At 71.5% G+C, this 26,966-nt stretch carries 26 protein-coding genes; 15 read left to right on the top strand and 11 right to left on the bottom strand.

The window, feature by feature from the left end; all coding sequences use genetic code 11:
• Positions 1-3 precede the first annotated feature (3 nt).
• Positions 4-450: a prevent-host-death family protein gene (locus ACFXKZ_RS10195; RefSeq protein ID WP_379998493.1), complete on the top strand. Its 447-nt coding sequence runs from the start codon at positions 4-6 to the stop codon at positions 448-450.
• Positions 447-803 (top strand): hypothetical protein, encoded by a 357-nt coding sequence (locus ACFXKZ_RS10190; protein ID WP_379998491.1) that lies wholly within the window; start codon positions 447-449, stop codon positions 801-803. Before ACFXKZ_RS10195 ends, ACFXKZ_RS10190 begins: the two co-directional genes overlap by 4 nt.
• A gap of 61 nt (positions 804-864) precedes the next feature.
• Here ACFXKZ_RS10190 and ACFXKZ_RS10185 read toward each other — a convergent pair whose 3' ends face one another.
• Positions 865-2,079, bottom strand: a complete 1,215-nt coding sequence (locus tag ACFXKZ_RS10185) for an amidohydrolase family protein (protein ID WP_379998489.1) — start codon at positions 2,077-2,079, stop codon at positions 865-867.
• 176 nt (positions 2,080-2,255) lie between these two features.
• On the opposite strand from ACFXKZ_RS10185, the gene ACFXKZ_RS10180 reads away from it, so the two are divergent.
• Positions 2,256-3,164: a LysR family transcriptional regulator gene (locus tag ACFXKZ_RS10180; protein ID WP_379998487.1), complete on the top strand. Its 909-nt coding sequence runs from the start codon at positions 2,256-2,258 to the stop codon at positions 3,162-3,164.
• A gap of 82 nt (positions 3,165-3,246) precedes the next feature.
• On the opposite strand, the gene ACFXKZ_RS10175 is transcribed toward ACFXKZ_RS10180, so the two are convergent.
• From ACFXKZ_RS10175 to ACFXKZ_RS10160, 4 genes are read right to left on the bottom strand one after another with little or no spacing between them, the layout of a single operon-like run.
• A complete protein-coding gene (locus ACFXKZ_RS10175) occupies positions 3,247-4,008 on the bottom strand; it encodes an AIM24 family protein (RefSeq protein WP_078978011.1) in 762 nt (253 codons plus the stop codon).
• Positions 4,005-4,652 (bottom strand): AIM24 family protein, encoded by a 648-nt coding sequence (locus ACFXKZ_RS10170; RefSeq protein WP_126635649.1) that lies wholly within the window; start codon positions 4,650-4,652, stop codon positions 4,005-4,007. Before ACFXKZ_RS10170 ends, ACFXKZ_RS10175 begins: the two co-directional genes overlap by 4 nt.
• Complete coding sequence (locus ACFXKZ_RS10165; RefSeq protein ID WP_379998696.1) at positions 4,649-5,272, bottom strand: AIM24 family protein; 624 nt, start codon at positions 5,270-5,272, stop codon at positions 4,649-4,651. Before ACFXKZ_RS10165 ends, ACFXKZ_RS10170 begins: the two co-directional genes overlap by 4 nt.
• 36 nt (positions 5,273-5,308) lie before the next feature.
• Positions 5,309-6,412 (bottom strand): slipin family protein, encoded by a 1,104-nt coding sequence (locus ACFXKZ_RS10160; protein WP_379998484.1) that lies wholly within the window; start codon positions 6,410-6,412, stop codon positions 5,309-5,311.
• Between the two features lie 235 nt (positions 6,413-6,647).
• On the opposite strand from ACFXKZ_RS10160, the gene ACFXKZ_RS10155 reads away from it, so the two are divergent.
• From ACFXKZ_RS10155 to ACFXKZ_RS10145, 3 genes are read left to right on the top strand one after another with little or no spacing between them, the layout of a single operon-like run.
• A complete protein-coding gene (locus tag ACFXKZ_RS10155) occupies positions 6,648-7,514 on the top strand; it encodes a MoxR family ATPase (RefSeq protein ID WP_078979604.1) in 867 nt (288 codons plus the stop codon).
• Between the two features lie 6 nt (positions 7,515-7,520).
• Positions 7,521-8,933, top strand: a complete 1,413-nt coding sequence (locus ACFXKZ_RS10150; RefSeq protein ID WP_379998482.1) for a VWA domain-containing protein — start codon at positions 7,521-7,523, stop codon at positions 8,931-8,933.
• Positions 8,934-8,937: 4 nt separating this feature from the next.
• The gene (locus tag ACFXKZ_RS10145) at positions 8,938-9,600 is read left to right on the top strand and encodes a class I SAM-dependent methyltransferase (RefSeq protein ID WP_379998480.1); all 663 of its coding nucleotides are present in this window, start codon (positions 8,938-8,940) and stop codon (positions 9,598-9,600) included.
• Here the strand turns inward: ACFXKZ_RS10145 and ACFXKZ_RS10140 are convergent, their stop codons facing one another.
• Complete coding sequence (locus ACFXKZ_RS10140; protein ID WP_379998478.1) at positions 9,601-10,068, bottom strand: YbaK/EbsC family protein; 468 nt, start codon at positions 10,066-10,068, stop codon at positions 9,601-9,603.
• Between the two features lie 99 nt (positions 10,069-10,167).
• Here ACFXKZ_RS10140 and ACFXKZ_RS10135 point away from each other — a divergent pair, with 99 nt between their 5' ends.
• From ACFXKZ_RS10135 to ACFXKZ_RS10120, 4 genes are all read left to right on the top strand, one after another.
• The gene (locus ACFXKZ_RS10135) at positions 10,168-10,722 is read left to right on the top strand and encodes an NADPH-dependent FMN reductase (RefSeq protein WP_379998476.1); all 555 of its coding nucleotides are present in this window, start codon (positions 10,168-10,170) and stop codon (positions 10,720-10,722) included.
• Positions 10,723-10,815: 93 nt separating this feature from the next.
• Complete coding sequence (locus tag ACFXKZ_RS10130) at positions 10,816-12,987, top strand: endonuclease/exonuclease/phosphatase family protein (protein WP_379998474.1); 2,172 nt, start codon at positions 10,816-10,818, stop codon at positions 12,985-12,987.
• A gap of 124 nt (positions 12,988-13,111) precedes the next feature.
• Positions 13,112-14,539, top strand: a complete 1,428-nt coding sequence (locus tag ACFXKZ_RS10125) for an MFS transporter (RefSeq protein ID WP_379998472.1) — start codon at positions 13,112-13,114, stop codon at positions 14,537-14,539.
• A gap of 9 nt (positions 14,540-14,548) precedes the next feature.
• Positions 14,549-15,277 carry an SMI1/KNR4 family protein gene (locus tag ACFXKZ_RS10120; RefSeq protein WP_379998470.1) on the top strand — a complete coding sequence of 243 codons (729 nt, stop codon included), beginning with the start codon at positions 14,549-14,551 and terminating at the stop codon, positions 15,275-15,277.
• Between the two features lie 54 nt (positions 15,278-15,331).
• On the opposite strand, the gene ACFXKZ_RS10115 is transcribed toward ACFXKZ_RS10120, so the two are convergent.
• Positions 15,332-17,194 carry an LVIVD repeat-containing protein gene (locus ACFXKZ_RS10115; RefSeq protein ID WP_379998468.1) on the bottom strand — a complete coding sequence of 621 codons (1,863 nt, stop codon included), beginning with the start codon at positions 17,192-17,194 and terminating at the stop codon, positions 15,332-15,334.
• Positions 17,195-17,604: 410 nt separating this feature from the next.
• On the opposite strand from ACFXKZ_RS10115, the gene ACFXKZ_RS10110 reads away from it, so the two are divergent.
• From ACFXKZ_RS10110 to ACFXKZ_RS10100, 3 genes are all read left to right on the top strand, one after another.
• Positions 17,605-18,552 carry a LysR substrate-binding domain-containing protein gene (locus ACFXKZ_RS10110; protein ID WP_379998466.1) on the top strand — a complete coding sequence of 316 codons (948 nt, stop codon included), beginning with the start codon at positions 17,605-17,607 and terminating at the stop codon, positions 18,550-18,552.
• A gap of 326 nt (positions 18,553-18,878) precedes the next feature.
• Complete coding sequence (locus ACFXKZ_RS10105; protein WP_379998464.1) at positions 18,879-19,946, top strand: fatty acid desaturase family protein; 1,068 nt, start codon at positions 18,879-18,881, stop codon at positions 19,944-19,946.
• A complete protein-coding gene (locus ACFXKZ_RS10100) occupies positions 19,946-21,496 on the top strand; it encodes an MFS transporter (protein ID WP_379998462.1) in 1,551 nt (516 codons plus the stop codon). Before ACFXKZ_RS10105 ends, ACFXKZ_RS10100 begins: the two co-directional genes overlap by 1 nt.
• Here ACFXKZ_RS10100 and ACFXKZ_RS10095 read toward each other — a convergent pair.
• A complete protein-coding gene (locus ACFXKZ_RS10095) occupies positions 21,468-23,021 on the bottom strand; it encodes an ABC transporter substrate-binding protein (RefSeq protein ID WP_379998460.1) in 1,554 nt (517 codons plus the stop codon). The two genes, ACFXKZ_RS10100 and ACFXKZ_RS10095, sit on opposite strands and share 29 nt — an antisense overlap.
• Positions 23,022-23,269: 248 nt before the next feature.
• Here ACFXKZ_RS10095 and ACFXKZ_RS10090 point away from each other — a divergent pair, with 248 nt between their 5' ends.
• Positions 23,270-24,409, top strand: coding sequence for a chemotaxis protein (locus tag ACFXKZ_RS10090; protein WP_379998458.1), 1,140 nt, complete (start codon positions 23,270-23,272; stop codon positions 24,407-24,409).
• Between the two features lie 89 nt (positions 24,410-24,498).
• Here the strand turns inward: ACFXKZ_RS10090 and ACFXKZ_RS10085 are convergent, their stop codons facing one another.
• Complete coding sequence (locus tag ACFXKZ_RS10085) at positions 24,499-25,140, bottom strand: hypothetical protein (RefSeq protein ID WP_379998456.1); 642 nt, start codon at positions 25,138-25,140, stop codon at positions 24,499-24,501.
• Positions 25,141-25,258: 118 nt separating this feature from the next.
• Here ACFXKZ_RS10085 and ACFXKZ_RS10080 point away from each other — a divergent pair, with 118 nt between their 5' ends.
• Positions 25,259-25,444 (top strand): DUF5703 family protein, encoded by a 186-nt coding sequence (locus ACFXKZ_RS10080; RefSeq protein ID WP_078978027.1) that lies wholly within the window; start codon positions 25,259-25,261, stop codon positions 25,442-25,444.
• Between the two features lie 134 nt (positions 25,445-25,578).
• Here the strand turns inward: ACFXKZ_RS10080 and ACFXKZ_RS10075 are convergent, their stop codons facing one another.
• Both ACFXKZ_RS10075 and ACFXKZ_RS10070 read right to left on the bottom strand, forming a co-directional pair.
• A complete protein-coding gene (locus ACFXKZ_RS10075) occupies positions 25,579-26,238 on the bottom strand; it encodes a chaplin (RefSeq protein WP_379998454.1) in 660 nt (219 codons plus the stop codon).
• Positions 26,239-26,545: 307 nt separating this feature from the next.
• Positions 26,546-26,785 (bottom strand): chaplin, encoded by a 240-nt coding sequence (locus ACFXKZ_RS10070; RefSeq protein WP_379998452.1) that lies wholly within the window; start codon positions 26,783-26,785, stop codon positions 26,546-26,548.
• Between the last annotated feature and the right edge of the window lie 181 nt (positions 26,786-26,966).

Raw genomic sequence — 26,966 nt, 5'->3', positions numbered from 1 at the left:
ACTGTGTCGTTCTCCGACTTGTCAAAAAACTCCAAGCGTGTTGCCGACACCGTCGAACAGGTTCGGCGCCTCCACGTCACGCGCCGGGATGGTGAGGACCTGTATCTCACCACCGAGCGGCATGACCGTGAGCGCGAGGAGACCGCCGACGTCACCGCGCGACTGTTCGCTGCCCTGATGGGCAGCGATGAAGGCGCGCGAGCCATTTTTCTGGCGCTGCCCTCGGTGTTCCCGTGGACGCGGCACCTCTCGGCCCGGGAGGTGCGAGAGTTCGCGGTCGACCTCGTGGACGCGACCCGCGATGTCGTGGAGTTGGACATACACGCCAACCTTCACCGCGTGATCGTCGAGTGGCGGGCCACCGCCCGGATCCTCGCCGACCCGACCCTGGCCGAAGCCCTCACGCGGCCCCTGCCGGGCGAGAACCACGGCGAGGTCATCGCCCCATGAGCCCGAAGCGCGGGGACGACGTCCCCCCGCCCCCCGTCGGCACCGAATGGCGACTGCGGTTCGCCACCAGCGAAGCCGCCAAGGGCTGGAGCGACCTGTGTGCGGAAGCGCCGGGAAACACCCGCCGCTGCTTCGAAGCCCTGCGCGCCGCACCACAGTCCACCGCCGACCCGGATCGGCAACATCGCCTGCACGGGCGACTCGGTGTCCGGGCTCTGGGTGGCGACGAGTTTCCGCAATGGGAGTACGAGGTGACCGCGGGCGGGCGGGTGCGCTACCTCGTCGACGAGCCTCGACGGATCGTGCATCTCGTATATGCGAGTACCCGGCATCCGAAGGACACCGATACCTGAGTGACCGAGGCCCTGCCGCCGGCCGCGCCCGGGGATGTGGGGGCGGCCGGCGGGGGTGGGTTTACTTGGTGATGCCGAAGCGGGTGAGGCCGAAGGCCTTGATGGCGTTGGTGCGGAAGAGTTTGTCGCATTCGGCCTGGGTGAGGCCCGCCTTGGTGGCGATGTCGAGGGCGACCTTGTGGGTGTTGGGGAAGGTCGAGTCGGCGTGCGGGTAGTCGACCTCGAAGCAGATCTGGTCGATGCCGATCACGTCGCGGTTACGCAGGCCGATCTCGTCGTCGAAGATGCAGCCGTAGATCCGGTCCTTGATGTACGAGCTGGGCTTTTGGGTGAGCGAGGAGCCGAACGCGTTGTCGTCGCGCTCCTCCCACAGCTTGTCCGCGCGCTCCATGACGTAGGGCATCCAGCCGACCTGGCCCTCGGCGTAGGCGATCCTCAGCTTGGGGAAGCGGTCGAAGACGCCGGAGAAGATGTAGTCGACCATCGAGCCCATGGCGTTTTGGAACGTGAGCACCGAGGAGACGATGAACGGCGCGTCGGGGGAGGTCGAGGGCATCTTCGAGGACGAGCCGATGTGCATGCACACGATCGTGTCCGTCTCCTCGCAGGCCCTGAAGAACGGGTCCCAGAACCGGTCCTTCGAGTGCACCGACGGCAGGCCGAGCGGGACCGGGTTCTCCGAGAAGGCGACCGCGAAGGAGCCCTTGGCGGCGCAGCGGCGCACCTCGGCGGCGGCCAGGTTCGCGTCCCACAGCGGGATGATCGTCATCGGCAGCAGGCGGCCCTTGCCGTCGCCCGCGCACCACTCGTCGATCATCCAGTCGTTGTACGCCTGCACGCACAGCAGCGCGAGTTCCTTGTCCTCACGCTCGTAGAACGCCTGGCCGCAAAAGCGCGGCAGGATGTTCGGGAAGCACAGCGAGGCGTCGACGTGGTTGGCGTCCATGTCCTTGAGGCGCTCGGACTGGATCCACGCGCCCGGCCGGATGTCGTCGAAGGTGACCGGCGTCACGTCGAGGGTGTCGAAGCCGACCGCGGCGGAGAGCTTGGGGAACGGGTAGACCAGGTCGTCGTACAGCCACCAGTCGCACCACTCGCCGTCCTCGACACCGCGCTCGTACGAGAAGACGCCGCCGATGAAGTTGAACTTCGCCTTGTCGCGCACCACGCGCGGACCGCGATCCTTGTACTTGGCGGGCAGCCGCGAGGTCCACAGGTCCGGCGGCTCCACCACGTGGTCGTCCACGGAGATGATGCGCGGGATCTCGAGCGTCATGACCTGCTCCTTAGTGCGACTTCGGTGCGGCTTCGGTGCGATTGCGGCGCGGCTGCATTGTGGCTGCGGTGTGGCCGCGGTGCGATTGCGGTGCTCCCAAGGAAACCTGCTGACGGGGCGTCAGCCAAGCCCCTGTTGTTGCTAACGTTATGCCGACACGGCATAGGTGGGTTTCCATGGAACTGCGCGACCTGAGATGTTTCCTGGCGGTCGCCGAGGAGCGGCACTTCGGCCGGGCCGCCGCCCGGCTGTATCTGTCCCAACCGATGGTGAGCAAGGCCGTCCGCCGGCTGGAGCAGCAGCTCGGCACCCGGCTCGTGGACCGCTCGTCGCTGCCGGTGGCGCTCACCCCGCTCGGCGAGGTGTTCCGCAGTCGGCTCGACGAGTCGTTGCGGGTGCTCGACGACGCGTGCGCGGAGGTACGACGGCGGGCCACCTGGGACGCCGGGCAGGTGCGTGTGGGGTATACCTCCGGCCTGGGCCCCTCGCTCGTGTCGGCCGCGATCTCCGCGCTGCACATCCGCCACCCGGCGCTGCGCGTGCAGTGGACCAGCGAGCCGACCGCGCGCCAGGTGGCCGACGTGCGCGAGGGTGTACTCGACGCGGGCCTGGGCTGGCTGCCGGACCTGGGCTCCGGCTTCGAGTCGGCCCGGGTCGGCACGTTCGCCTTCGTCGCGCTGTTCCCGCAGGAGCACCCCTTCGCCGAACGGCGCTCGGTGGACCTGACCGAGCTGGTCGGCTGCGGCGAGCCGATCGTGGTGTGGCCGCGCCAACCGCATCCCCGGCTGTACACGCGCGTCACCGAGGCGCTGCGGCGCTCGGGCGCGACCGACATCGTCGAGGCGTACGGCAGCGTGGACGACGTGATCGCGCGCGTCGTGGACCGCCAGGGGGTCGGCCTGTCGCCGCGCGGCTGGGCCCGACAGCGGCCGGTGCGCGGGGTGGTCCAAGTCCCGCTGACGGGGGCGCCGGACGTCGCGGTGACCGCCTTCTGGCGCGCCGACACCGACCACGAGGGCGTCGACGTCCTGGTGGAACTCCTGCGCGAGGTCGCGGCCGACAGCGACTTGGCCGACCAGCTGTAGGCCGGGGCATTGGCGAGGCCCTCCACCGTCCCCAGTGAAGGGCCTCGCCAGGTCAACGGCCCGAGCCCGCCGTCGGTTCCCGCTACTGCAACAACCGACCCAACCGCCCCGGCAGATTCGGCAGCCCCGGGATGTTCTGTGCCCCCGGCGGCTGGTTCTGCTGCGCGGTCTGCGCCGGGATCAGATTCGGGTCGATGGAGATCTCCGAGGACTGCATCAGCACCGTCCCGGTCCCGACGAAGTCGTACTGGTGCTCCTCGCCCGACGCGCCGCCGATCCCGGTCAGCCGCCGGGCCATGCCGAGCGCGCCGCGCATGTACTTGGTGTCGAAGTGGTGGCACGGCGTCGGACAGTCGGCCCAACCCAGCAGCGCCTCCGGGTCCACCCGGATCGGCGGTTCGACGAAGTGCACCGCGCCGTTGGACGCGGCGACGAACTTGCCGGTCCCGATCAGCGTGACGAACCCGGGCACGATCGACTGCTTGAGGTCCAGACCCGGCTGGAACGCGAGCAGGTTGGCCGCCCGGATGGTCAGGTTGCCCACCTCCAGGTCGTACGAGTTGACGTCGAACCCGCGGTCGGCGAGCAGCAGTTGGCCCTTGCCCTGGGCGACGATCCAATCCTGGATGTACAGCGGCGAGTTGAAGTTGGCGGTGACCAGCCGGTCCAGCGCTCCCACGCCCAGCGCCTCGAACTTGATCCGCCCGTAGTAGGCGATCATCTTGCCCTTCTGCACGAACCACTCGCCGTCGAGCGCCACGCAGAAGGAGTAGGGATTGACGTTGTCGTCCTGCGGCAGCGAGCGTGCGTCGTACACGGTCGTGCCGGAACCCGGGCCGCTCACAGCTTCTCCTCGCTCGCCTGGACGTAGACCGTGCCGGTGCCGGACAGTTCCAACTGGAACGCCTCGCCCGAACCGCGCCCGATCACGTCGCGCCAGCCGACGTTGGCGCCGATCCGGTTGTCGAGTTGCCCCCGGTGCGCGATGTACGCCTGCGGGTCGACGTGGATCGACCGGCCCGGCTGGACCGGCAGTTCGATCACCCCGCCGTGCGCGAGCACCGCGCACCAGCCGCGCCCGGTCAGCGTGGTGGTGAACAGGCCCTGGCCGGTCACCTGGCCGCGGATCATCCCGCGGACGCCGCCCTGCGAGCCCATGAACATCGTGCCCTGCTGGAGGCTGTCCTCGAACACCATCAGCCGGTCGGCCTCGATGTGCAGGGTGTCGCCGGTGATCTCGATCAGGTGCACGTGCCGGCCCGCGTAGCCGAACATCACCCGGCCGTCACCCTCGGCCTTCATCAACGGCACCGATTCGCCGGCCAGACGCCGACCGATCATCCCGCCGACGCCCTGCGCCCCGGTGCTGGTCGGGGTGAAGGAGACCTCGCCCCGGTAGGCCAACATCGCGCCGCGCAGGCAGTACAGCGTCTGCCCGGGCCGCACGGTGGCCTCGATCATCTTGGAGTTGAGCTGGTCGAACGTCACGTCTGCCCCCCGATGGTCTGCCGCTCGGTGGGCTGTACGTACACCAACCCGTCACCCTCGAAGCGCAACTGCACGCTCTCGCCGGATCCCTCGCCGATCAACGTGCGCCAGTTCACGTCCTTGACGAACTCCTTGCGGAGCTGCCCGGTGTGCGCGACGTACGCCCCCGGGTCGACGGACAGCGGTTCGCCCTGCGACACCCGCAGTACGATCGCCGGCCCGTCGGAGGTCACCGCGACCGTGCCCTGACCCGAGACGGTCGTGGTGAACAGGCCCTGCCCGCTGGTCGCGCCGTGCAGCCCGGTGAACTCGGTACCGGTACGCAGGCTCTGCTCGACCGCGAGCAGGTTGCTCGACTCCACGTGCAACGTCTCGCCGCTCAGGTGCACGAGATTGATCTCGGTGGCCCGGTCCGCGAACCAGCACGTGCCCTCGCCGCTCACCTCCATGAGGGTCATGCCCTCGCCGGTGAGCCGCCGGGTCACCATCCCGCGCAGCCCCTCACCCCCACCGGACAATCGTTTGAAGGTCATTCGTCCGTCATAGGCGATCATCGTCCCGTTCCGGGCCTTGACCGCCTCTCCGCCCAAGCCCACCGCGAGAACTCGCGTGCCCTGCATCACAAAGGTCGCCACGGTGGGGAAGTTAGCAGCGGGTCAGCCGTGGTCGGAGGGTGGAAACCCCTCATCTTGCCGGGGCTTTACCGGCGGCGCGGCGGGCGGCACGATCGGCGGCGCAGCGGGCACCGGCGGAACCCGGGGCGCGGGCGGCATCGGCGGTACGGCCGGCACCACCGCCGTCACCGGTCGATCCTCGTCCGCCGGCGCCGGCGCCGGCGCCGAGGCCGAGGCCGCGACCGCCGCGGCGTGCTCGTCCGCGGACCCTTCTCCGCCCCTGCTCTCCCGCTCCTCGCCCCCGTCCGCGACCCGCGCCGCGGCCTGCGCGACCGCCTTCACCGCGGCCCGCGCCACCGCCGGATCGCGCGGCTCCGGCCCGCCCCCGCCGTTCGGGAAGTTCTCGAAGAAGCGCAACATCTCCACCGGGAAGGGCATCACCAGCGTCGAGTTCTTCTCCGCGGCCACCTCGACCACCGTCTGCAGCAGCCGCAGTTGCAGCGCGGCCGGCGACTGGGACATCTCGTCGGCCGCCGCCGCGAGTTTCTTGGACGCCTGGAACTCGCCGTCGGCGGTGATGATCCGCGAGCGCCGCTCGCGCTCCGCCTCGGCCTGGCGCGACATCGAGCGCTTCATCGACTCGGGCAGCTGTACATCCTTGAGCTCGACCCGGTCGATCTCCACACCCCAGCCCACCGCCGGGCTGTCGATCATCAGGGCGAGGCCCCGGTGCAGTTCCTCGCGGTTGGAGAGCAGGTCGTCCAGGTCGCTCTTGCCGATGATCGAGCGCAGCGAGGTCTGCGCCACCTGCTCGATCGCGAACACGTGGTTCTGCACCTCGACGATGGCCCGCGCGGGGTCGTGCACCCGGAAGTAGACGACCGCGTCCACCCGCACCGTCACGTTGTCCCGGGTGATGCCCTCCTGCGCCGGGATGGGCATCGTGATGATCTGGATGTTGACCTTCCGCATCCGGTCGAAGAACGGCACGATCACGTGGAATCCGGGCTGGCGGACCCGCTGCCTGACCCGGCCGAGCCGGAACACCACCCCGCGTTCGTACTGCTGTACCACTCGTGCGCCCTTGGCCACCACGATCAGCATGGCGACCACGATCCCGATGACGAAACCCACCGCGATGTCCATGCTTCGATGCTAGGAACCCGAGGTCGGAATGGGACCGGGGAACTCCCTACGCACGGTGTGATCGGCGTCAAGAATCGGTCATGTGACGCCACGTCAGTCACGTCGGAGGGCGTGGCGGAGCCCACCCGGCCCCGCTCGTATCCCGCCGACCGGCCCCTCTTGTAACTTGAGGGGGCGGCCGGCGCCGGACCCGGCACACCGGCCGGCCGCGATCGCCCGCGAGGAGTGCACCACGATGACGATGTTCGCCTCGCCCGAGGACGCCCGTACCCGGCTCGGCGCGGTCGACTACCTGACCGACCCCGGCATCGCCACCGCCGTTTTCCTGGCCGACGCGCTGGGCAAACCGCTGCTGATCGAGGGACCGGCGGGGGTGGGCAAGACCGAGTTGGCCAAGGCGGTCGCGGCGGCCACCTCCTCGGCGCTGATCCGACTCCAGTGCTACGAGGGCCTGGACGAGTCCCGGGCGCTGTACGAGTGGGACTACCGCAAACAACTCCTGCGCATCCAGGCCGGAGTGGACGGCTGGGACGAGGCGCGCGCCGGCATCTTCGCCGAGGAGTTCCTGCTCGCCCGCCCGCTGCTCACCGCGATCCGCCGGGACGAGCCCACCGTGCTGCTGATCGACGAGACCGACAAGGCCGACGTCGAGGTCGAGGGGCTGCTCCTGGAGGTGCTGTCCGACTTCCAGGTCACCATCCCCGAACTGGGCACCATCACCGCCTCGCAGCGCCCGTTCGTGGTGCTCACCTCCAACGCCACCCGCGAGCTGAGCGAGGCGCTCAAGCGCCGCTGCCTCTACCTCTACATCGACTACCCGACGCCGGAGCGCGAGCGCGACATCGTGCTCACCCGGGTGCCCGGGATCCGCGCACACCTGGCCGAACAGGTGGTCCGCACCGTCGCCTCGCTGCGTGCCCTCGAACTCAAGAAGGCGCCGTCCATCGCGGAGAGCCTGGACTGGGCCCACACGCTGCTCGCCCTCGAAGCCGACGACCTGGACGAGGAGACCATCGCGCGCACCCTCGGCGTCGTGCTCAAGCACGTCGCCGACCACACGCGGGCCGCGAAGGAACTCGGCCTGCCCGGCCTCGGCGGCTGACCGCCGATGTCGCTGCTGGATCGACACACCGGGTTCGTCCGGGCGCTGCGGCACGGCGGGTTGCCGGTGTCGCTCGCCGAAGGGCTCGACGCCGCACGCGCGTTGACCGTGCTCGACCTCGCCGACCGCGAGACGCTGCGCGCCGCCTACGCCGCGTCGCTGGTCAAACGCCACACCCATCGGCCGGTCTTCGACACCCTCTTCGAGCTGTGGTTCCCGCTCGGGGAGAGCCCGAAGAGCCCGGAGCAGATGCCGCAACCACCGGCGGCGGCGCCGGCCGACAGCGCCCCCACCCCGGATACCCCCGCCCCGGACACCGACGCCGCCGATGCCGAGGCATTCCGCGACCGGCTGCGCGAACTCCTGCTCACCGACGACGAGATCGCGCTGCGCGCGCTGGCCCGCGAGGCGGTCGGCCGGTTCGCCGGCTTCGAGGGCGCGTCGGGATCCTCGTGGTCCGCACAGCTGGTCGGCCGGGCGCTCGACCCCAAGACGCTGATGGCCGGCCTGCTGCGCGCGGTACTGGGCGGGCAACTCCCCGGCGGGGTCGCCGAACGCAACGCCCGGCGGATGATCCAGGCCCGGGTGGACCGGCTGAACGCGCACATCCTGGCTGACGTACGCCGTCGCCTCGCCGAGGAACGCGGCATCGAACGGGTTGCCGAGACGGCGGTGCGGCCGGCCGTGGAGAACCTGGACATCCTGCGCGCGAGCCGGGCCGACCTGGTGGCGCTGCGCCGCGAGGTGCAACCCCTCGCGCAGCGCCTGGCCACCCGACTGACCGTCCGACAACGTGCGGGCCGCAGCGGCCGATTGGACTTCCGCCGGACGGTGCGCGCGTCCTTGTCCACCGGCGGCGTGCCGCTGACCACCCGACACCGGCCGCGCCGACCGCACAAGCCCGAGTTGGTGGTGCTGTGCGACGCCAGCGAATCGGTCGCCTCGTTCGCCCACTTCACCCTGCTGCTCGCCTACGCACTGCGTGAGCAGTTCGCCCGAGTGCGGGTGTTCGCGTTCATCGACACGCTGGACGAGGTGACCCGCTTCTTCGAACGGCCGGGCGGCGACGTGGGCGAGGCGATGCGCCGGCTGACCGCCGAGGCGAACCTGGTGCGGCTGAGCGGACACAGCGACTACGGACACGCCTTCAAGGTCTTCGTCGAGCACTACGGCGACGTGATCGGCCCCAAGACCTCCCTCCTGATCCTGGGCGACGCCCGCAACAACTACCAGGACCCGGCCCTGTCCGCCCTGGAGGCGATGGTCGCCCCGGCGCGGCACGCCTGGTGGCTCAACCCGGAGCCCGAGCGCGACTGGGACACCGGAGACTCGATCGCCGGCGTATACGCCCGCCACATCCCCCTGATCGAGTGTCGCAATCTGACCCAACTGGGCAGATTCGTAGGGGAGTTGGCCTGACCACATGGACGCGCACCGGATCGCCGTGGAGTTTTGGGACGACGCCTACGCGGATGGGATGTACGCCGACGCCGAGCCCGACGTGTTCACGGCGCGGATCCTGGAGGTGGCGGCGCCGGGGGTCTCGGGGGTGGAGATCGGGTGCGGCAACGGGCGGAACCTGATTCCGCTGCGGCGCGGTGGGCTGGATCTGGTCGGGGTCGATCCGTCCCGGATCGCGCTGGAGCAACTGGCGCTGCGGGAGCCGGGGGTGCCGTTGGTGCACGGCACCCAGGATGATCTGCCGCCGGGGCGGCGATACGACCTCGTGGTCGGCATTCAGGTGCACCAGCACGGCACCCGCGCCGCCGCCCGGGACATGGTGCGCGGTTCGCTGGAACGGGTGGCCCCCGGCGGGCTGTTCGCGCTGCGCACCGCCTCCGCCGAGACCGAGGCGGTCGACGCGCACGAGGACTTGGACGAACACCCCGACGGGGGGCGGACCTTCCGCTACCTGGAGGGCTTCAAGGCGGGACTCGTCGTGCACTACTACGGCCGGGCCGAACTGGAGGCGCTGTTGGCCGACTTCGAGCCGGTCCTGCCCCTGCGCGCCGAATACAGCCCGCGACTGGACCCGCCGGCAGGCCGCTGGGCCCACTGGGAGACGATCGTGCGCCGGCCGCGCTGATCACGCCTCGACGTCCGCCGCCTGCCCACCCGTCATCCGCAGCAACTCCGCGTACGTCGTCGGATACATGTGGTTGTGGTCGCCCGCACCGGCCCAGACCACCTCGTGCTTGTCCAACCACGTGTCGATCAGCGTGCGGATCGGCTGCGGATGACCCACCGGGGCCACCCCGCCGACCTCCTGGCCGGTCGCGGCGAGGACGAACTCCGGGTCGGCGCGCCGCACCTTGCGCACGCCCAGCAGCCGGGCCACCACGCGGGTGTCGACCCGGTGCGCCCCGCTGGTGACCACCAGGAGCGGTCGCCCGTCGGCGGAAAAGATCAGGCTGTTGGCGATCGCGCCCACCTCGCAGCCCAGTACCTCCGCGGCCGCCGCCGCGGTCGGCACCGTCTCGGCGAAGGCGCGGATCCCACCCGTGGCACCGAGCGCGCGCAGCGCCTCGGCGACGTTCTCGACCGGCGTGTTCATGGGGTGAGGTTAATACCGGCGCACCGCGGCCACGGCACCGATGCCGCCGACCTGCGGCGTCGGGCGAGCAAAGTCCGCGCGGTGCTACCTTGACCGGCCATGACAGCGAATCGTCGGGTGCTCGTGATCAGTGGGTCGCTTCGTGCGGAGTCCACCAACTCCGCGGTGGTGCGGACCGCTTCCGTGGTCGCGCCGGAAGGGGTCGACGCCGTCGTCTTTCCCGGCCTCGCCGAGCTGCCGCACTTCAACCCCGACGACGACCACGAGCCGTTGCCGCCGGCCGTCCTCGCGCTGCGCGCCGCGATCGAGGGCGCCGACGCGGTGTTGTTCTCCACGCCCGAGTACGCCGGCGCGCTGCCCGGCTCGTTCAAGAACCTGCTCGACTGGACCGTCGGCGGCGTCGAGACCAGCGACAAGCCGGTCGGCTGGATCAACGCCTCGACCAACCCCGGCGGCGCGGCCAAGGCGCACGAGTCGCTGCGCACGGTGCTCGGGTACACCGGGGCCGACGTGGTCGACGGGGCCTGCGTACGCCTGGGCGTGGCCCGCGACGGGATCGACCCCGACGGCCTGATCGCCGACCCCGAGGTGCGCGAGGGCATCGCCGCCGTGCTGACCGTACTCGCCGAGGCGGCCCGACTCACCCGGGCCTGAACGCGCCGTCGACGGATCGTCGGGAGTCCCCTCCCGAGCGGGATTCGCCGCTCTATGCTGACCCCGCCATCGAGACGGGGGTTGCGCGTGCCGATGATCGTGATCGCTCTGGGAATCGTCTTTACGGTCGACATCCTGCGGGTGTGGCTACCGTCGCTGATCACCGTGTACGGGGACGCCGGGTCGACCTCCGCGGCCCAATTGGGCCTGTTCGCCATCGCCTGGTTCGTGGCCGCCTTCGCGGTGGTGCCGCTGTGTCGCCGGGCCGGCGGTCGGCCGGTCGCGGTCGTGGCCGGCGTCGCCATGGTGATGGTGCGGCTGTGGACGCAGTTCACCGACGGCGGCGACCGGCAGCTCTACCTGGCCTGCGTGGCCCTGGTCGCCGCGCTGTGCTGGCTGGTCGCGGTCGCGCACACCGGGTGGGACGCCGGCGTCGCGGTGCCGGCCGGCCTCGCTGCGGCGGTGGCGCTGCACGCCGGGCTCGGCACGCTCGACCCGATGTGGCTGGAGGTCTGGCGCGGCTGGGCCGTACTGGGCGTCCTGGCCGTGTTGTTCGTGGCCGGCCAGGTGTGGATCCAGGCGCCCACCACCCCCGCGCCCGCGCCGGTGTTGTGGGCCGTGTTCGGTCCCGTGTTGTTCCTGACCGGCGTGCTGTTCGGCAACGTCGGCGTCGGGCACGCGGCGGCCGGCGAACCCCGGTGGGGCGTACCGGTCCTGGTCGCCGCCTGGGCGCTCGCGGTGCCCGTGTCGCGGCTGCGCGGCGTGTGGGTGCTGCCCGTCGGCCTGGCGCTGGTCGTCGCGGGCGTGATCGGCGCGGGCTACCTGGAGACGAGCGCGCACGACGGGATCGTCGGCCTGGCCCCGACCGGCGCGGCGGCGTGGCAGGCGGTGGGCGTGCTGGGCCTGGGCCTGGTCCTGGGCGACGCCGCCGGGCGAATACGCGCCGAGGTGCGGTGGGCGCCGGCCTGGAGCATGGTCGGCTTCTTCGCACTGACCTTCCTGCACTACGCCCGCTACGACATCGAGATCGGCGTCCTGGCCCGCGGCCGGGTGCTGCTCCTGGGCGTGGTGGCGATCGTGGTCGTCGCGGGCACGGCGGCGATCCGCGACCTGCGCTCGCCCAGGCGGGCCGAGCCGGACACCCCGGCCCGTGCCCAAGCCAAAAGCCAAACACAGACCCAACCCCACACCCGAGCCCGTGGGCGCACCGTCGCACACGCCGCCGGCTCCAACGGCCCCCGATCCGACGTCCCGCTCGGCGCCCGCACCCGCGCCGGCCGCTCGCCGCAACGCCCCGGCCGCAAACCCGGCACTCGCCCCGGCGCCAAGCCCACCCCCAAGCCCACCCCCAAGCCCTCCGCCGGCCGCCCGGGGGCGCCCACCCCTCCCGGCACGCCCACCCGCAAGGCGGACCGCGTCGCGCCCCCGCCCTCCCTGTCCGAGCGGGCCGAACGCCTGCACCTCCCGCTCGCCTTCGCCACCGTGTTCCCGGTCCTGCTCGCGTTGGCGGCCTTCGGCCTGCGCCCGGGCCCCGGCTCGGCGCCGGTGCCGGACGCGGCGGCCGGGACGCTGCGGGTCGTCACGTACAACATCCGGATGGGCTACGGCCTCGACGGACGGTTCGACCCGGATCGCACGGCCGACACGATCCGGGCGCTGCACCCCGACGTGCTGCTGCTCAACGAGGTGGACCGGGCCTGGTTCCTCAACGGCGGCCACGACGTACTGACCCTGCTGGCCCGGCGGCTCGACCTGCCCTACCGGTTCGCGCCCGCCGCCGACCCGCAGTGGGGCGACGCGGTGCTCACCCGCAAGCCGATCCGGCACCTGGAGTCGATCGCGCTCCCGGCCGGCGGCGCGCCCACCGGCGCACAGGCGCTGGGCGTGGTGGTCGAGGCGGCACCCGGCAAACGGCTCGGGTTCGTGGCCACCCACCTCCAGGACGCGGACGACGAGGTGCCCCAGCGGCAGGCGGACCGCGCCGCCGCGTTCGCGACCGGCCTGGCCGAGCGCGAGGCGGTGCCGGTGACCGTGCTCGGCGACCTGAACGCGGCCGTGGACAGCCCGCAGGTGCGGGCGTTCACCGCGCGCGGGCTGGTGGACGGCCTGGCCCGGGTACGGCCGGTGCGCACCTATCCCGCGGACCGGCCCCGGCGCGAGATCGACCAGGTGCTCGTCGACCCGAGGTTGCGGGTGCTCGCCGTGGAGGCACCGCCGTCGAAGGCCTCCGATCACCTGCCCGTCGCGGTGACGCTGGGCTACTGACCCGCGCCCCGGCGACCGGGGTCACCCGGGCGGGCGCCTTGGCCCCGGGGGATGTGGGCATCGTCCCTCGGATGGTCGCCGACGGGGTGGCCGTGCGGGAGCGGCCGAGAAGGGGCGTGGGAGCGTGACGCACGATGCGCCCGACCCGCATCGGTGGCAGGCGCTCGGGGTCTGTCTGATCGCGGGGTTCATCACCCTCCTCGACGTGTCGATCGTCAACGTCGCGCTGCCGTCGATCCGGGCGGGCCTGGGCGCGTCGGAGAGCGACGTGCAGTGGGTGCTGTCCGGCTACGCGCTGACCTTCGGCCTGGTCCTGGTGCCGGCCGGCCGGATCGGCGACGCGCGCGGGCGCCGGGTGATGTTCATGACCGGCCTGGCCCTGTTCACCGCCGCGAGCGCGCTGTGCGGCGCCGCGCAGACGTCGTTGTGGCTGGTGCTGGCCCGACTGCTCCAGGGCATCGCGGGCGGCATCCTCACCCCGCAGGTGTCCGCGCTCATCCAGCAGATGTTCGCCGGCCACGAACGCGGCCGTGCGTTCGGCATGTTCGGCACCGTGATCGGCATCTCCACCGCGGTCGGCCCGCTCCTGGGCGGCCTGATCATCAAGGCCGCCGGCGCCGAGGAGGGCTGGCGCTGGGTGTTCTACGTCAACCTCCCCATCGGCGTGCTGGCCCTCGTCCTGGCCCGGCGGCTGCTGCCGGGACCGGACCACGAGAACCGGGCCTGTCTGCGCGACCTCGATCCGGTCGGGGTGCTCCTGCTCGGCTGCGGCGTGCTGCTGTTGCTGCTGCCGCTGGTCGAGGAACGCCAGTGGCAGGGCTCGACCAAGTGGCTCCTGATCCCGATCGCGGCGGTGTTCCTGGCGGTCTTCGTGCGCTGGGAGATCCACCAGACCCGGGTCGGCCGCAATCCGGTGGTCGACCTGGCCCTGTTCCGGGTCCGGTCGTACACGCTCGGGTTGTTGGTGATGTTGTTCTACTTCGCCGGATTCACCTCGATCTTCTTCGTCTTCACCCTCTATCTCCAGTCCGGCCTCGGCTACAGCGCGCTGCTCGCCGGACTTGCGATCACCCCGTTCGCGGTCGGCTCCGCGGTCGGCGCATCGATCGGCGGGCACCTGGTGAACCGGTACGGGCTCGCGCTGGTGACCGGCGGGCTGCTGATGGTTGCGGTCGGCCTCGGCGGCGCGATCGTGGGGGTGTACGAGGTACCCGGGCGCGATATCGGTTGGGTCCTGGTGGCGCCGTTGGCGTTCGCGGGGGTGGGCAGCGGGCTGGTGATCTCGCCCAACCAGACGCTGACCCTGGCCCGGGTGCCGCCGGCGCAGGGCGGCAGCGCGGGCGGGGTGTTGCAGACCGGGCAGCGGATCGGCTCGGCGATGGGCATCGCGGCGGTCGGCTCGATCTTCTTCTCCCGACTGGCCGCCGACCAGGGCCGGGACTGGGCCGGGCCGCTGCGGCACGGCCTGGTGGTGTCGGTGGCGTTCGTGCTCGCCGCGTTCGTCGTCGCGGTGGTGGATCTGCACCGGGGACGGGTGCCCGGGACGCGGTAGCGTCCGGCCATGACCTTCGACATCCACGCGGCACTGCCCGCCGCGCTTGCCGATCGGGCCGGCGCCTGGGAGTTCGTTCGCGCCTTCGCCGCCGACCGGGGCCGGGCGATCGGGCCCGCCGACGGGTACACCCCGGCGGAACTGGACGCGAGCGCGGCGCGACTGGGCGTCCCGCTGCCGGCCGCGCTTCGCGAGCTGTACGAACTCCTGGGTCGGCGGGCGGACCTGACGAGCAATCACGACGTGCTGCTGCCGCCCGACAAGCTCTACGTGGAGGACGGCCTGCTGGTCTTTCGCGAGGAGAACCAGGGCGTGGCGTGGTGGGGCGTGCGGCCGGACGGCGACGACCCCGAGGTGTTGGTGAGTTTCAGCATGGCCGAGCCGGTCGAGGAGCCGTGGAGCCCCTGGCTGCACCGGTTCTCGCTCGCGGCCGTGGAGATCGTGCTGTCCGAGACGCTGCTGTTCGACGACGACCTGGTCGAGGCGGTCGAGCTCGACGCGGACGACCTCGACCTGCTCCCCGAGACGATGCGGGAGTTGGCCTTCCCGGGCTACCCCGAGGGGGAGCCGGCCGGCAACCGGGTCCGCTGGTTCGCCGGTCCCGACCTGCTCGGCCGGCACGACGGCACGATGATCGTCTTCCGCGCCCGCACCGAGGACGACCAGGAGGCGTTCTTCGACGCGGTCTGCGGCCCGGACCAGGACGACGAGGACGAGCCCGACGCCCGCATCGGGTGAGCCGGGCCGGCCGCTCGGCGTCCCGAGCGGACGCCGAGCGGCCGAACCCGTCGCTCAGGAAACGCTGTTGCGGAACGGCTCCTTCGGCCGGCCCAGGTTCGGCTTGCCCAGCACGTCCTTCGCGGACAGTGCGTAGATGCCGTGATTGGTCAGCACCCACACCACGTTGCGGTCCCACTCGACGTAGACGCCGTGCGTCTGGTTGCCCATCGCCCACTCCGGGAACGTGCCGTCCTCGGTCGGCCAGTCCCGGGTCTTGGTGCCGAACGCCTTGGGCACGAAGTACGCCTCGATCTCCGGCCGGGCCGGGTTCTTCACGTCGAAGACCTGGGCGCCCGCGTTGTAGAAGCCGTAGACGAGCGTGCCGTCGTCGTGCCGGCCCGGGTTGGTGTAGTAGCCGGTGCGCTTGGGCCCGAAGCTGCCCCGGCGCTGGCAATAGTCGGTGATCCCGGCCGACTTCGGCGGGGTCGGACGCGGCAGTCGCCCGACGATCCGGGGGTTGGCCGGGTCGCGCGCGTCGATCTGGTAGATCGGCTTGTAGGGCTCGTAGCAGTCCTCGGTCAGCGGATAGCCGGAGACGTAGATCATCCCGGTGCGCCGGAACTGCGACACGTCGATGTTGTCGCCCTCGGTACCCGCCACCGACGGCGGCAGGTCCACGTGCCCCACCTGGCGCATCCGGGCCGGGTCGGAGATGTCCAGGACGGTCATGCCCAGGCCGCCCTGCACGGCGAAGCCGTACCGACCGCCTTGCTCCACCGGCGTGGGCACGAACAGCGACATCCGCGCGCCCAGCCAGCTGGTCCGGTTCCCGCAGCGCGGATTGCGCGCGTACGCCTCGTCCTCGCCGGTGACCTGTCCGGGCAGGTGCCAGGTGTCCAAGAGCTTCGGCGCGCTCGGGTCGGACATGTCGTAGGACTGGTAGCCGGCCGAGTGCAGGTTGGTCGGGTACTCGGTGTTGGCGTACGTGTCGTTCGGCGCGACCGCGATGAACATGTACCTGCCGCCGTCCCAGTACGGCACGTCCAGCGAACCGGAGCCCTGCTGCGGCCGGTTCGGGTCGCTGTGCAGCGCATCCGGCTGGGTCGAGTCGGTGCTGACGGTCGAGATCAGCTGCCAATCGGCCTTGCGGGGACCGTTCAGGCGATACACCTTGAAACCCTTGAGTCCGGGCTTGGCACGCAACTTTGCCACGCCCTCGGGGTTGCCGTACTTGTCCTTGCCCGGCTCGTCGCCGAGTTCGGTGATCTGGCGCTTGTCCTCGAAGGACTGCACCATCACGTAGGAGCGCAGCCGGTCGTTCCACTGGATCGTGGACGCGCCCCAGTAATCCCCGGCCGCCCAGGTCCCGTTGGCCTTCGACTCGTCGCCGCCGACGTCCTCCCGGGACATCTTCTCCACCACCGTGACGTGCTTGACGTCGGTGATGTCGTAGACGCGGCCCTCGGAGCGGTCGTACTGGAACATGTAGCGGCGGCCGTCGAAGTCGACGATGTTCTGCCAGGTGTGGAAGAAGTCCGGGGTGAAGTCGTAGCCCTCGTAGGCGGCTTCGACGGTCATGTTCTTCACGTACTGCCGGCCGTCGTAGTCGGCGCGCCGGCCCGGGAAGGGGTGCGGGTTCTCCTCGTCGAGCGGGGTGGACGCCGGGGCCAGGAACGAGCCGTCGAGCTGCATGCCGTACGCGTTCGGATCCGCCGCCCGCGGGCGACGCTCCTGGCAGACCGACGGGATGTTCGGATCGGTGCCGGCGGCGCCCGCGGCGGTCGCGGTGCGGTGCGGGGAGCCGGCGGCGGGGGAGCCGGCGCGTGGGGCGCCCGCGTAGGTACCGGCGGTGAGCGCCACCAGGGCGGCCACCGCCAGTGCGCTCGATCTGCCGTATCTGCCGGTGCCGTTGCGGAGGAGGGGAGTGCGGCGCATCTGACGAACCTTCCGACCGGGACGATGACGGGGAAGTACACGACCGGCGGCGACGGCGCCGGGCGGGGACGCGGCACGCGCCTTCGCGGGGCACGACACGAACGGAATCCCCGATCGCGCCGTCGACCCGTGACCGCCTCGCCGGCGACTCGTACATCCGGCGAGGGGCACATTCGGCGAGTGGCCCGACCCGGCGGCTCCGGAAGCTCCGATGCCACCGCGCGTCGATCCGCCCGGGGCCGCTCGCGCGCTCGTGCGGCCACGGCGGCGGCTCGTCAAGAAGCCGTCGCCACGTGCATGATGGCTGCGCCGGTGCATGTCCATCCAATGCCGATCCGGCGCCATGGCATCACCAAACAGGTATGCGTCCTGTCGGGGGGACGCAGCACCGAATCGGTACGGGAGCCCGCGTGGACCTGCTCGACGGACGGCTGAAGTTTCGCCACCTGACCCTGATCACGGCGATCGCCGAGCACGGGGGAGTCAGCCGCGCGGCCGAGGCGTTGCACCTGACCCAGCCCGCCGCCACCCGCACGCTGCGCGAGCTGGAGACGATGGTCGGCGTGCCGCTGTTCGAGCGCGGCCCGCACGGGATGAGCGCGACCCTGTACGGCACCGCCCTGGTCGCACACGCACGGGCGATCCTGGCCGAGGTGCGGCGCGCCGGCGACCACCTCGCGAGCCTGCGCGAGGGCCAGACCGGCACGGTCGTCGTCGGCACCCTGCTCGCCGGGACCAGCGTGCTGCTGCCGCGTGCGGTGTCCGCGCTCAAGCGGGAGCGGCCCGGGATCACCGTGATCGTCCGCGAGGCCACCCACGACGTGCTGCACCCGCAGCTGCTTGCCGGCGAGATCGACGTCGTGGTGGGCCGGTTGGGACCGGCCGCGGACGGCGGGCGGGTCCGGCGGACCGCGCTGTACCGCGAGCCGATCCGGCTGGTCGTGCGCCGCGGCCACCCGCTCCTGGACAGCGCGCGCGAGCTGGCCGACACGATCGCGCATCCGTGGATCCTGCCGCTCGAACAGACGGCGCTGCGCAGCGAGTTGGCCCAGCTGTTCCTGCGCAACGGGCTGGCCCTGCCGGCCGACCGGGTGGAGTGCACCTCGATCCTGACGGTACGTGCGCTGCTGCTCGGCACCGACATGATCGCGGCGCTGCCCGAACTCGTGGTCACCGGTGACGACCGCCTCGCGGTATTGCCGGTGCCGCTGGAGTCGGTGCGCCGCACGGTGGGCACCACGCTCCTCGCGGACCGGCCGCCGACCCCCGCCATGGGCGCCTTCCTCGCCTGCATCGGCGAGGAGGCGGCGGCGTTGCGGGCCGCGCTGGGCGAGGAGGCGGCGCTCGATCCGGACTGACGCGCCCGCGGGGGTGTACCGGGCCGGCGTCCGCAACACCCCGCTGTGAGTCGGCCGCACCCCGGACGGCCGACGCCGCAAGGCATAACCCGCGCAGCCCCACCACCGGAGACAGCCCCCACCCCCACGCCCGGCAGCGACCCGCCCGCCATACCCGATCACACCCCGGTTGTCCATGGGGTGCGGCCCCCGGATGGGGGAGGTGGAGATGCCCCCGCATCCGGGGGCCGACCGGCTCGTTCCCCGCGCGGGTGATCAATAGCGTCGAGTTACGCCCGGTCGGCGTGCTCGACCGATCATCCGCAACCTGAATTCGGGGACGCCCCATGACCATGACCGCACCGATCCTGGATACCCCGGAGGCCGCCGCCCCGCGCCGGGGCAGCGACTTCGCGCCGCTGCTCGCCGACCTCAAGGCCGCCGGCCTGCTGGAGCGGCGCACCGCCTGGTACGCCCGCTCGATCGGCCTGAACCTGCTGCTCCTGCTCGGCTCCTGGGCCGCGGTCGTCCGGGTCGGCGACTCGTGGTGGCAGCTCGCCCTCGCGATACCCGTCGCGCTGTTCACCACCCGCGCGTCCTTCGTCGGCCACGACGCGGGCCACCAGCAGATCGCCCGCAGCGCCCGCACCCACCGCGTGCTCTCCCTGCTGCACGGCAACCTGCTGATGGGGATGAGCTGCGGCTGGTGGAACGCGAAGCACAACAAGCACCACGCCAACCCGAACCACCGGGAAAAGGACCCGGACGTCGCGGTCGGCGTGCTGGTCTGGGACGCCGACCAGACGGGCGGCCGGACCGGCCTGATGGGGTGGCTGACCCGCAACCAGGCGCGGCTGTTCTTCCCGCTGCTGCTGCTCGAAGGGCTCAACCTCAAGGTCAACGGCCTGATGGCGCTCAAGGAGCGCACCCCGCGCGAGCGCCGGGTCGAGGGTTCGGTGCTGGCCCTGCACTACGCCCTGTACATATCGGTCCTGGCGATCTCGATGTCGCCGGTCAAGGCCCTGGTCTTCGTGCTGCTCACCCACGCGCTGCTCGGCCTGCACCTGGGCATGGCGTTCGCGCCCAACCACAAAGGCATGCCGATGCCCGAGCCGGGCGTCAAGTGGGACCACCTGCGCCGCCAGGTGCTGACCTCGCGCAACGTCACCGGCGGTCCGGTCACCGACTGGCTCCTCGGCGGGCTGAACTACCAGATCGAACACCACTTGGTGCCGAACATGCCGCGCGTGAACCTGCGCCGCGCACAGCCGATCGTGCGCGCGCACTGCGCCCGGCTCGGGGTGCCCTACCTGGAGACGAGCGCGGTCACCTCGTATCGGCAGGCGCTCGGCCACATGCACCGGGTGGGCGCGCCGCTGCGCAAGGAGCGGGCAAAGGTGTCCGCAAACGATTGATGTGTCGTACATCTATCCCTAGGGTGGGGCCGACCTTCCGCCCTCTCCCACCCGGAGCGTTCGTGACCGGCCCCGCCTCGACCCCGCACGACGCGCGACGACGCTTCCTCGTACCGGTCCTCGGCTCCTGCGGCATCGTCGCCGCGCTGATGCAGACCGTCGTCGTCCCGCTCCTGCCGGACCTGCCCGCGCTGACCGGCAGTTCGGCCTCGACGGTGAGCTGGACCCTGACCGCCACGCTGCTCAGCGGCGCGGTCTGCACCCCGCTGCTCGGCCGGGCGGGCGACATGTTCGGCAAGAAGCGCATGCTGGTCCTGGCCATGGTCGTGCTGTCGATCGGCTCGCTGATGTGCGCGCTCACCTCGGACATCGGCGTGCTGATCGTCGGCCGCACCCTCCAGGGCATGGCCACCGCGGTGGTCCCGCTGGGGATCAGCATCCTGCGCGACGAACTGCCGCCGGCCAAGGTCGGCGGCGGCATCGCGATGATGAGCTCGACGCTCGGCATCGGCGCCGCCGTCGGCCTCCCGCTGGCCGGCCTCGTGGTCGACCACGCCGACTGGCACGTGATGTTCTGGGCCGCCACGGCGCTGGCCCTGGTGGTGCTGACCCTGGTCGTGCTCGTGGTCCGCGAGTCGCCGGTCCGCACCCCCGGCCGCTTCGACGTGATCGGCTCGCTCGGCCTGGCCGCGTTTCTGGTCTGCCTGCTGCTCGCGGTCTCCAAGGGCGCCGCGTGGGGCTGGGGCGGCGCCCGGACGGCCGGCCTGATCGGCGCCGCCGCGGTGATCCTGCTCGGCTGGTGCCGGCACCAGTGGCGGGCCCGCACCCCGCTCGTGGACCTGCGGGTGACCACCCGCCCGGCGGTGCTGCTGCCCAACATCGCCGCGCTGTTCATCGGCTTCTCGTTCTACGCGAACAGCCTGTCCACGGCCCAGTTGGTCCAGACACCCGAGGCGAGCGGCTACGGCCTCGGCCTCTCGGTCGCCGCCGGCGGCCTGTGCCTGCTCCCCGGCGGGGTGATGATGGTCGTGCTCTCCCCCCTCTCCACCCGGCTGACCGCCACCCGGGGACCACGCTTCTGCCTCGGCCTCGGCGCCGTCCTGCTCGGCCTGGGCTACGTCGTGCGCATCTTCACCAGCCACGACCTGTGGACCGTCATCGCCGGCGCCACGGTCGTCGCCTCCGGCACCGCCATGTGCTACTCGGCGCTGCCGATGCTGGTCATCCGGGCCGTGCCCGCCGCGCAGACCGCCGCCGCCAACGGGATCAACGCGCTGATGCGCACCATCGGCCAGGCGGTGTGCAGCGCGGTGGTGGCGGCCGTGCTCACGTCGTACACGATCTCCGCCGCCGGTCGCGAACTACCCGCGCTGCACGCCTACATGGTGATATTCGTGATCGCCGGCGCGGTGGCCGGCTGCGCGCTGATCGCCTGCCTGTGCATCCCCGAACCCGGCGGCCCCACGGCCGTGCCGATCCCCGCCCCGGCCGCCCCCGTCGCCGAGTCGCGCCCGCTCGCGATCAGGCCAGACCCAACCGGTCGAACATGATCAACCCGTCCTCGAACACGGTCAGGTCGACCACCTTGGCGTTCTTCGCCCGGATCGCCGCGGTGAACGCCTGCTCGTAGGCGAACATCGGCACATCCTCCGCCAGCGCCCGCTGCACTTCGGCATAGGCGGCCCGCCGGACCTCCGGATCGGTGGTGGCCCGGGCCCGCTCCAGCGCCCCGTCCACCGCCGGGTTCTTCCACTGCATGTGGTTGTCCTGCCCCTTGGAGTGCAGGAAGTTGTACAACACCGGTTCCGGGTCGTCGAAGGACAACACGAACTCGCCCGCGTCGAACTGCCGCTGGATCTGCACCTTCTGGAGGTACTGGGTGCCCTCCAGGAACTCGGTTTTCATGCTGATGTTCTTCATCGTGGCGAGCTGGGCCAGCCAGTATTCGGCGGTCACGTGCGAGCCCGGGCTGTTGTACGTGCTGTAGGTGAAGCTCAGCGGCTTGCCCTCGGCGGCGAGCGCGTCGAGCAGGCGCTGCGCCTCGACCCGGTTGTTCGCGGGCAGCGGCGCGTCGGAGGCGACGAAGTCCGAACCCGGGCGCAGGAACGTGCTCAGCGGCTTGCCGGCGTCGTCGGTGACCACCTTCGTCCGCGCGGCCGGATCCATGATCAACGCGAACGCGCGCCGCGCCCGGGGATCGTCGAAGGGCGGTCGGGCCGTGTTGAACAGCGTCATGAAACCGCCGCTCTTGCCCTCGGTGACCACCGGCAGCCCGGCCTTGCGCGCGTCGCCCATCAACTTGGCCTGCGCCGTGGTCAACACCTGGGCCTGATCGGCACCCAGCATCGCCAGCCGCTGCGACTGGTCGACCACCGGCTTGAGGATCAGTTCCTTGAGCGGCGGCCGGGAGCCCACCTGCCAGTACTTCGGGTTGCGCTTGAACACCATCTGCTGGTCGCGCACCCAGCTCTCCAGCCGATACGGCCCGGCCCCCACCGGCTTGGCGCCGAACCCCTTCGGATCGGCCTTGATCGCCGTCGGCGAGCCGATGAACGCCAGGTTGTGCGCGATCACCTTGTCGAAGTGCGCGTTCGGGGCCGGCAGCGTGACCCGGACGGTCCGGCTGTCGGCCACGGATATGCCGATCCCGGCGACCACCCGCGCCTGGAGCGACTTGTTCGCCGGATCCGCGTGCCGCTCCCAGTTGAACTTCACCGCCTCCGCGTCCAGCGGGGTGCCGTCGGAGAACCTCAGGTCCGGCCGCAACCGCAACGTCCAGACCCGACCGCCCTCCGCCGCCGTCGCGCTCTCCGCCAACTGCGGCTGGGCCCGGCCGGTCTTGGGATCGATCCACAACAGCACGTCGAAGACCGCCGCGGCCTGCGTACCGCCGGTGATCTGGGACAGGCTCGCCACGATCGGGTCGAGACTGCGCGCCTCCTGCGTGACCAGCACGGTCATCGCGTCGCGGGACGAACCGCCGGCGGCGGAGTCGTCGCCGCACGCGGCGGTGGTCAGGGTCGACCCGAGCAGCGCGGCCACGAGGGCCGGCCGCCGGGAGAGCACGGATCGCACGTGGTCGCTCCTCGCACGGGCCCACCCCGGTCCGGGCGGACCACGGTCTCCGGGCAGGCCGGATCCCCATGGACGGTGAGGGCTCAACCTAAAGTCACTCCTGACTCACGGTCAACAAGCGTTTCCGGATCGGTGACCATCCGGGGCTGCGAGCCGGTCGGGTGATTCGCGCGATTTTCCTGCCGAAGCGGGCATAGGACGGTGTGTTTGCCGATGCCGTGAGGCCTGAACGCACGCCAGGAGACCGCATGACCACCGCCGCCCTGACGCCGGACCTGCTCGCCGAGCTGCGCCGTCCCCGCGCGTACCCGCTGGTGTCCCTGACGCTGCCCACGCACCGGCACCGCCCGGAGAACCAGCAGGACCACATCCGGCTGCGGAACGTGCTCACCGAGGCGGAGAAGCGGCTGGCGGCGGACCCGGAGGTGACCCGGGAGGTACGGATCAAGACGGCGGAACGGCTCCGGGCCGCGGCGGCCGAACTGGATCCGGAGAGCTTCCTCGACGGTCTGGTGCTCTACGCGTCGGCGGACGAGCACTACGCCTTCAGGATCGAGGCGCCGGTGAGCGAGCGGATCGTCTTCGCGACCACCTACCTCACCCGCAACCTGGTCTCCGCGGCGGAACGGCTCACCCCGTACTGGGCGCTGGTGCTCAGCGAGCAGGAGGCACGGTTGTGGCGCGGCCGGGGCGAGCACGTGTACGAGGCGCGCGTCGACGGGTTCCCGGTCACCACACCCGCGCCCGAGCCCGACGGCCAACTCCGGCGCGAGGGCGGCGGCATGGGGGTGAGCGAGGAATTTCGCCGACTGCTGAACGAGGCCGACGAACACCTGGCCCACGCGCTCGTCGGGCCCAACCGCGACGGCAAGGTCGTCCTGGTCGGCCTGCGCCCGCAGGTCAAGGCGTTCCGCGAGGGCAGCCGCAACGCCGGGCACCTGGCCGAGCGCGATCTGGAGGTCGGCGGCCTGGTCGACGCCACGGCCGCGCAGCTCGCCGAGATTCTGGCCCCGGCGCGGGCCGCGCTGGCCGAGGAGGCGACCGCCGCCGCACTGCGGGCGCTCGACGACGCGCGCAGCGCCAAGCGGTACGCGGGCGGCATCCAGGAGGTGTGGACGCCGGTCCGGGCCGGGCGCGGCGCACTGCTCGTGGTCGAGGAGGGCCTGCGGGTCACCGGCCGCCTGGTCATCGTCGAGGCGACCGGGGAGATCGCGCTCCAGGTGCTCACCGGCCCGCACGCGGAGGACGCGGTACTGGCCGGTCGAGCCGAGGACGACATCGTCGACACGGTGGTCGAGGCGGCCCTCGAAGGCGACGGCAAGGTGGTCTTCGTCCCCGACGGCACGCTCGCGGACGCGGGCGGCATCGCCCTGGCGCTGCGCTACTGAGCCGGCATCACGCACGTCCGGGTGCGGGGGCGGCCTCCGGAAAGGCCGCCCCCGCACCCGGACGACCCGTGCGTCGGTCGGTGCCTCGATCAGTGCAGATCGCGTTCCAGGGCTTCCAGGTCGTCCTCGTACGCGGTGCTCGTCTCGAACCGGTAGATGATGCTGCGCGGATCCGCGTCCTCGAAGGGGGCGTCGAGCCATTCGCCCGGTTCGGTCGGCTCGATCGCGGACACCCACAGGGTCGAGTCGCCCGGTTCCAGGCCCAGTTCGTCGGCGCGCTGGGCGATCTCGTCCGGATCGTAGACGTCGAAGAGCACCGCGACCGCGCTGGACGCGCTGTCGGCGCCGGTATCGCGCGGCGAGACGGCCGGTTCGTTCTCGCCGGCCTCCGCGTCGGCCCGGCGGGCGTGTTCGACGAGCGTGATCAGATCCTTGATCACGTAGTCGCGACGGATCAGCACGGTCACCGCCTCGGGGTTGGTCGGCCCCTCGTATTCGGCTTCCTCGCCGCTGCTCGGCACCTCGAACGGAGTGACCTCGTCATAGGCGTCGTACAACAACTCGTCGTAGGCCTCCGCGGCGGCCGCGAGCGCGTCGTACGCGGCGAAGACGGCCGGGTCGCTCTCGCCCTGGCGGGCTTCGACGGCGGCCAGATGGTCGTCGATCGCCGATTTGAGAACGTCCGCGGCGGCACGGACCTGCTCTGGCGTGGGCTGCGCAACACCGGTCATGGGGTGACGTTATCCGCAAGAGCCCCACGCGCGCACAATGGTTCACTGATGGCGGAGTCGTTGGCCTACCAAAAGGCCGGTCACCGCGCCGGCGGCGCGGGCGCCGGGGAATGGAAACATGGCGGACTACGAGTTTCGGCAACTGGACATTCCGCGCGGCACGTCCCGAGGGGACGCGTGTCGGATCCTGACCGAGCAGGCGGAATACGGATATTGGGAGCTGGACCGGTTGCTCCTGCGCGGCGACGGCAGCCGCCGGGTGGTGCTCCGGCGCCGGATCATCCGACAGGTGCGCACCATGTGAGCGATGCGCACCATGTGAGCGAGGCGAAACGCGGACTGCCCGCCCCTGTCCTCCCAGGGGCGAGCGGTCCATCCGGGCGTGCGTCGGGGTGCGTCGTGCGCCCGGTCGATGTGGGTCGGTCCCGTGGGTCGGGATCAGTCCCGGGCGGGCCGCGCGCGGCGGTACAGGACGAAGCCGCCGAGCAGCAGTGCGGCGCCGATCGGGGCCACGGTCAGCGCGTCGGAACCGGTCTGGGCGAGGGCTCCGCCGCCGTGCGAGGAACCGCCGGTCGAGCCGCCGGTGCTGCCGGCCGAGCTACCACCGGTCGTACCGCCCGTGGTGCCGCCGGTGGTCCCACCCGTGGTTCCGCCGGTCGTACCGCCGGTGTTGCCGCCCGTCGACCCGCCGGTGTTGTGGCCGGTCGAGCCGCCGCTGGTGCCGCCGGTGGTGGGCGGGGACGTGGTCGGCGGCTTGGTGGTCGGGGGCTTGGTGCTCGGCGGGCACGTGGTCGGCGGCTTGCTGGTCGGCGGGTGCGTCGTCGGGGGCTTCGTGTGCGGCGGCTGGTTGGTCGACACGTTGGCGCAGTGGTTGCCGAAGGCCGGGTTCAACGCACCGATGACGTTCACGGTGTTGCCGCAGATGTTCACCGGGACGTGGATCGGCACCTGGATGTTGTTGCCCGACGCCACGCCGGGCGAGCCGACGGCCGCTCCGTCGGCCCCACTGCCGGCGTTGGCCACGCCGACGGCCGCGGACGCGAGTGCGCCCGCGGTGGCGACGACGACCAACAGCCCCTTCTTGGCGAGCTGGTGCATGTAGGTACCCCTGTGTCTCTCTCGCGAGGGGCGGGGGACGTTGACCCCGCACGGTCGTCCAACGAGAGTCGACACCGGAGGTCACCGGGGTGACGGCGATTCGCTCGTATGGCTGAGTTTCAGCCTTCCTTGCAACCGTGTTCCGATTGTTTTCGCCCGCGCTTCGGCCCGGACGGGCGCTCGGCTGAACGAAGACGACCGTCGATGCGCCGACGCCGCCGGGTGGGAGTGGGCGGCACAGCGGGACGGCCCCGAGACCGTGGCGGTCCCGGGGCCGTCCACACGCCATCGAGGGCGTGGGCCTGGATCAGGCGTTGATGCAGGTGTTGCCGAACGTGGGGTTCAGGATCCCGACGATGTCGATGCTGTTGCCGCACAGGTTGATCGGCACGTGGATCGGCACCTGGATGTTGTTGCCCGACAGCACACCGGGGGAGCCGACGGCGGCACCGTCCGCCTCGGCGTCGGCCATGGCACCGCTGGCACCGGCGAGCACGAGACCACTGCCGGCCGCGACGATGAACGCGGCCTTGCCCATCTTCTTCATGATTCTTCCGTCCTCCTTGTAGACACCACGACGCGCATGCGCGCCGCACAAGAAGAAACGACCGGATCAGTCGCAGGCTACGTGCTCCACGAGGTATTCACTCGTTCGGGCCCGATGGCCGGGAAACCCCGGGCCGGCGGTGCCGACGGGCGCGCGACGCGACCTCGGGATCCCCTCCCGG

The organism is Embleya sp. NPDC059237 (assembly GCF_042754105.1).
Lineage (GTDB): Bacteria > Actinomycetota > Actinomycetes > Streptomycetales > Streptomycetaceae > Embleya.
The sequence above is the reverse complement of the archived record's forward strand: the minus strand, read 5'-3'. Positions and strand labels throughout refer to the sequence as shown.

What these genes read in the sequence shown, in the direction of transcription:
- ACFXKZ_RS10190 (WP_379998491.1), top strand. Translation starts at nt 447, where the DNA reads ATGAGCCCGAAGCGCGGGGACGACGTCCCCCCGCCCCCCGTCGGCACC.
- ACFXKZ_RS10185 (WP_379998489.1), bottom strand. Translation starts at nt 2,079, where the DNA reads ATGACGCTCGAGATCCCGCGCATCATCTCCGTGGACGACCACGTGGTG.
- ACFXKZ_RS10180 (WP_379998487.1), top strand. Translation starts at nt 2,256, where the DNA reads ATGGAACTGCGCGACCTGAGATGTTTCCTGGCGGTCGCCGAGGAGCGG.
- ACFXKZ_RS10165 (WP_379998696.1), bottom strand. Translation starts at nt 5,272, where the DNA reads ATGCAGGGCACGCGAGTTCTCGCGGTGGGCTTGGGCGGAGAGGCGGTC.
- ACFXKZ_RS10160 (WP_379998484.1), bottom strand. Translation starts at nt 6,412, where the DNA reads ATGGACATCGCGGTGGGTTTCGTCATCGGGATCGTGGTCGCCATGCTG.
- ACFXKZ_RS10155 (WP_078979604.1), top strand. Translation starts at nt 6,648, where the DNA reads ATGACGATGTTCGCCTCGCCCGAGGACGCCCGTACCCGGCTCGGCGCG.
- ACFXKZ_RS10150 (WP_379998482.1), top strand. Translation starts at nt 7,521, where the DNA reads ATGTCGCTGCTGGATCGACACACCGGGTTCGTCCGGGCGCTGCGGCAC.
- ACFXKZ_RS10145 (WP_379998480.1), top strand. Translation starts at nt 8,938, where the DNA reads ATGGACGCGCACCGGATCGCCGTGGAGTTTTGGGACGACGCCTACGCG.
- ACFXKZ_RS10140 (WP_379998478.1), bottom strand. Translation starts at nt 10,068, where the DNA reads ATGAACACGCCGGTCGAGAACGTCGCCGAGGCGCTGCGCGCGCTCGGT.
- ACFXKZ_RS10135 (WP_379998476.1), top strand. Translation starts at nt 10,168, where the DNA reads ATGACAGCGAATCGTCGGGTGCTCGTGATCAGTGGGTCGCTTCGTGCG.
- ACFXKZ_RS10130 (WP_379998474.1), top strand. Translation starts at nt 10,816, where the DNA reads ATGATCGTGATCGCTCTGGGAATCGTCTTTACGGTCGACATCCTGCGG.
- ACFXKZ_RS10120 (WP_379998470.1), top strand. Translation starts at nt 14,549, where the DNA reads ATGACCTTCGACATCCACGCGGCACTGCCCGCCGCGCTTGCCGATCGG.
- ACFXKZ_RS10115 (WP_379998468.1), bottom strand. Translation starts at nt 17,194, where the DNA reads ATGCGCCGCACTCCCCTCCTCCGCAACGGCACCGGCAGATACGGCAGA.
- ACFXKZ_RS10105 (WP_379998464.1), top strand. Translation starts at nt 18,879, where the DNA reads ATGACCATGACCGCACCGATCCTGGATACCCCGGAGGCCGCCGCCCCG.
- ACFXKZ_RS10100 (WP_379998462.1), top strand. Translation starts at nt 19,946, where the DNA reads ATGTGTCGTACATCTATCCCTAGGGTGGGGCCGACCTTCCGCCCTCTC.
- ACFXKZ_RS10090 (WP_379998458.1), top strand. Translation starts at nt 23,270, where the DNA reads ATGACCACCGCCGCCCTGACGCCGGACCTGCTCGCCGAGCTGCGCCGT.
- ACFXKZ_RS10085 (WP_379998456.1), bottom strand. Translation starts at nt 25,140, where the DNA reads ATGACCGGTGTTGCGCAGCCCACGCCAGAGCAGGTCCGTGCCGCCGCG.
- ACFXKZ_RS10080 (WP_078978027.1), top strand. Translation starts at nt 25,259, where the DNA reads ATGGCGGACTACGAGTTTCGGCAACTGGACATTCCGCGCGGCACGTCC.
- ACFXKZ_RS10075 (WP_379998454.1), bottom strand. Translation starts at nt 26,238, where the DNA reads ATGCACCAGCTCGCCAAGAAGGGGCTGTTGGTCGTCGTCGCCACCGCG.
- ACFXKZ_RS10070 (WP_379998452.1), bottom strand. Translation starts at nt 26,785, where the DNA reads ATGAAGAAGATGGGCAAGGCCGCGTTCATCGTCGCGGCCGGCAGTGGT.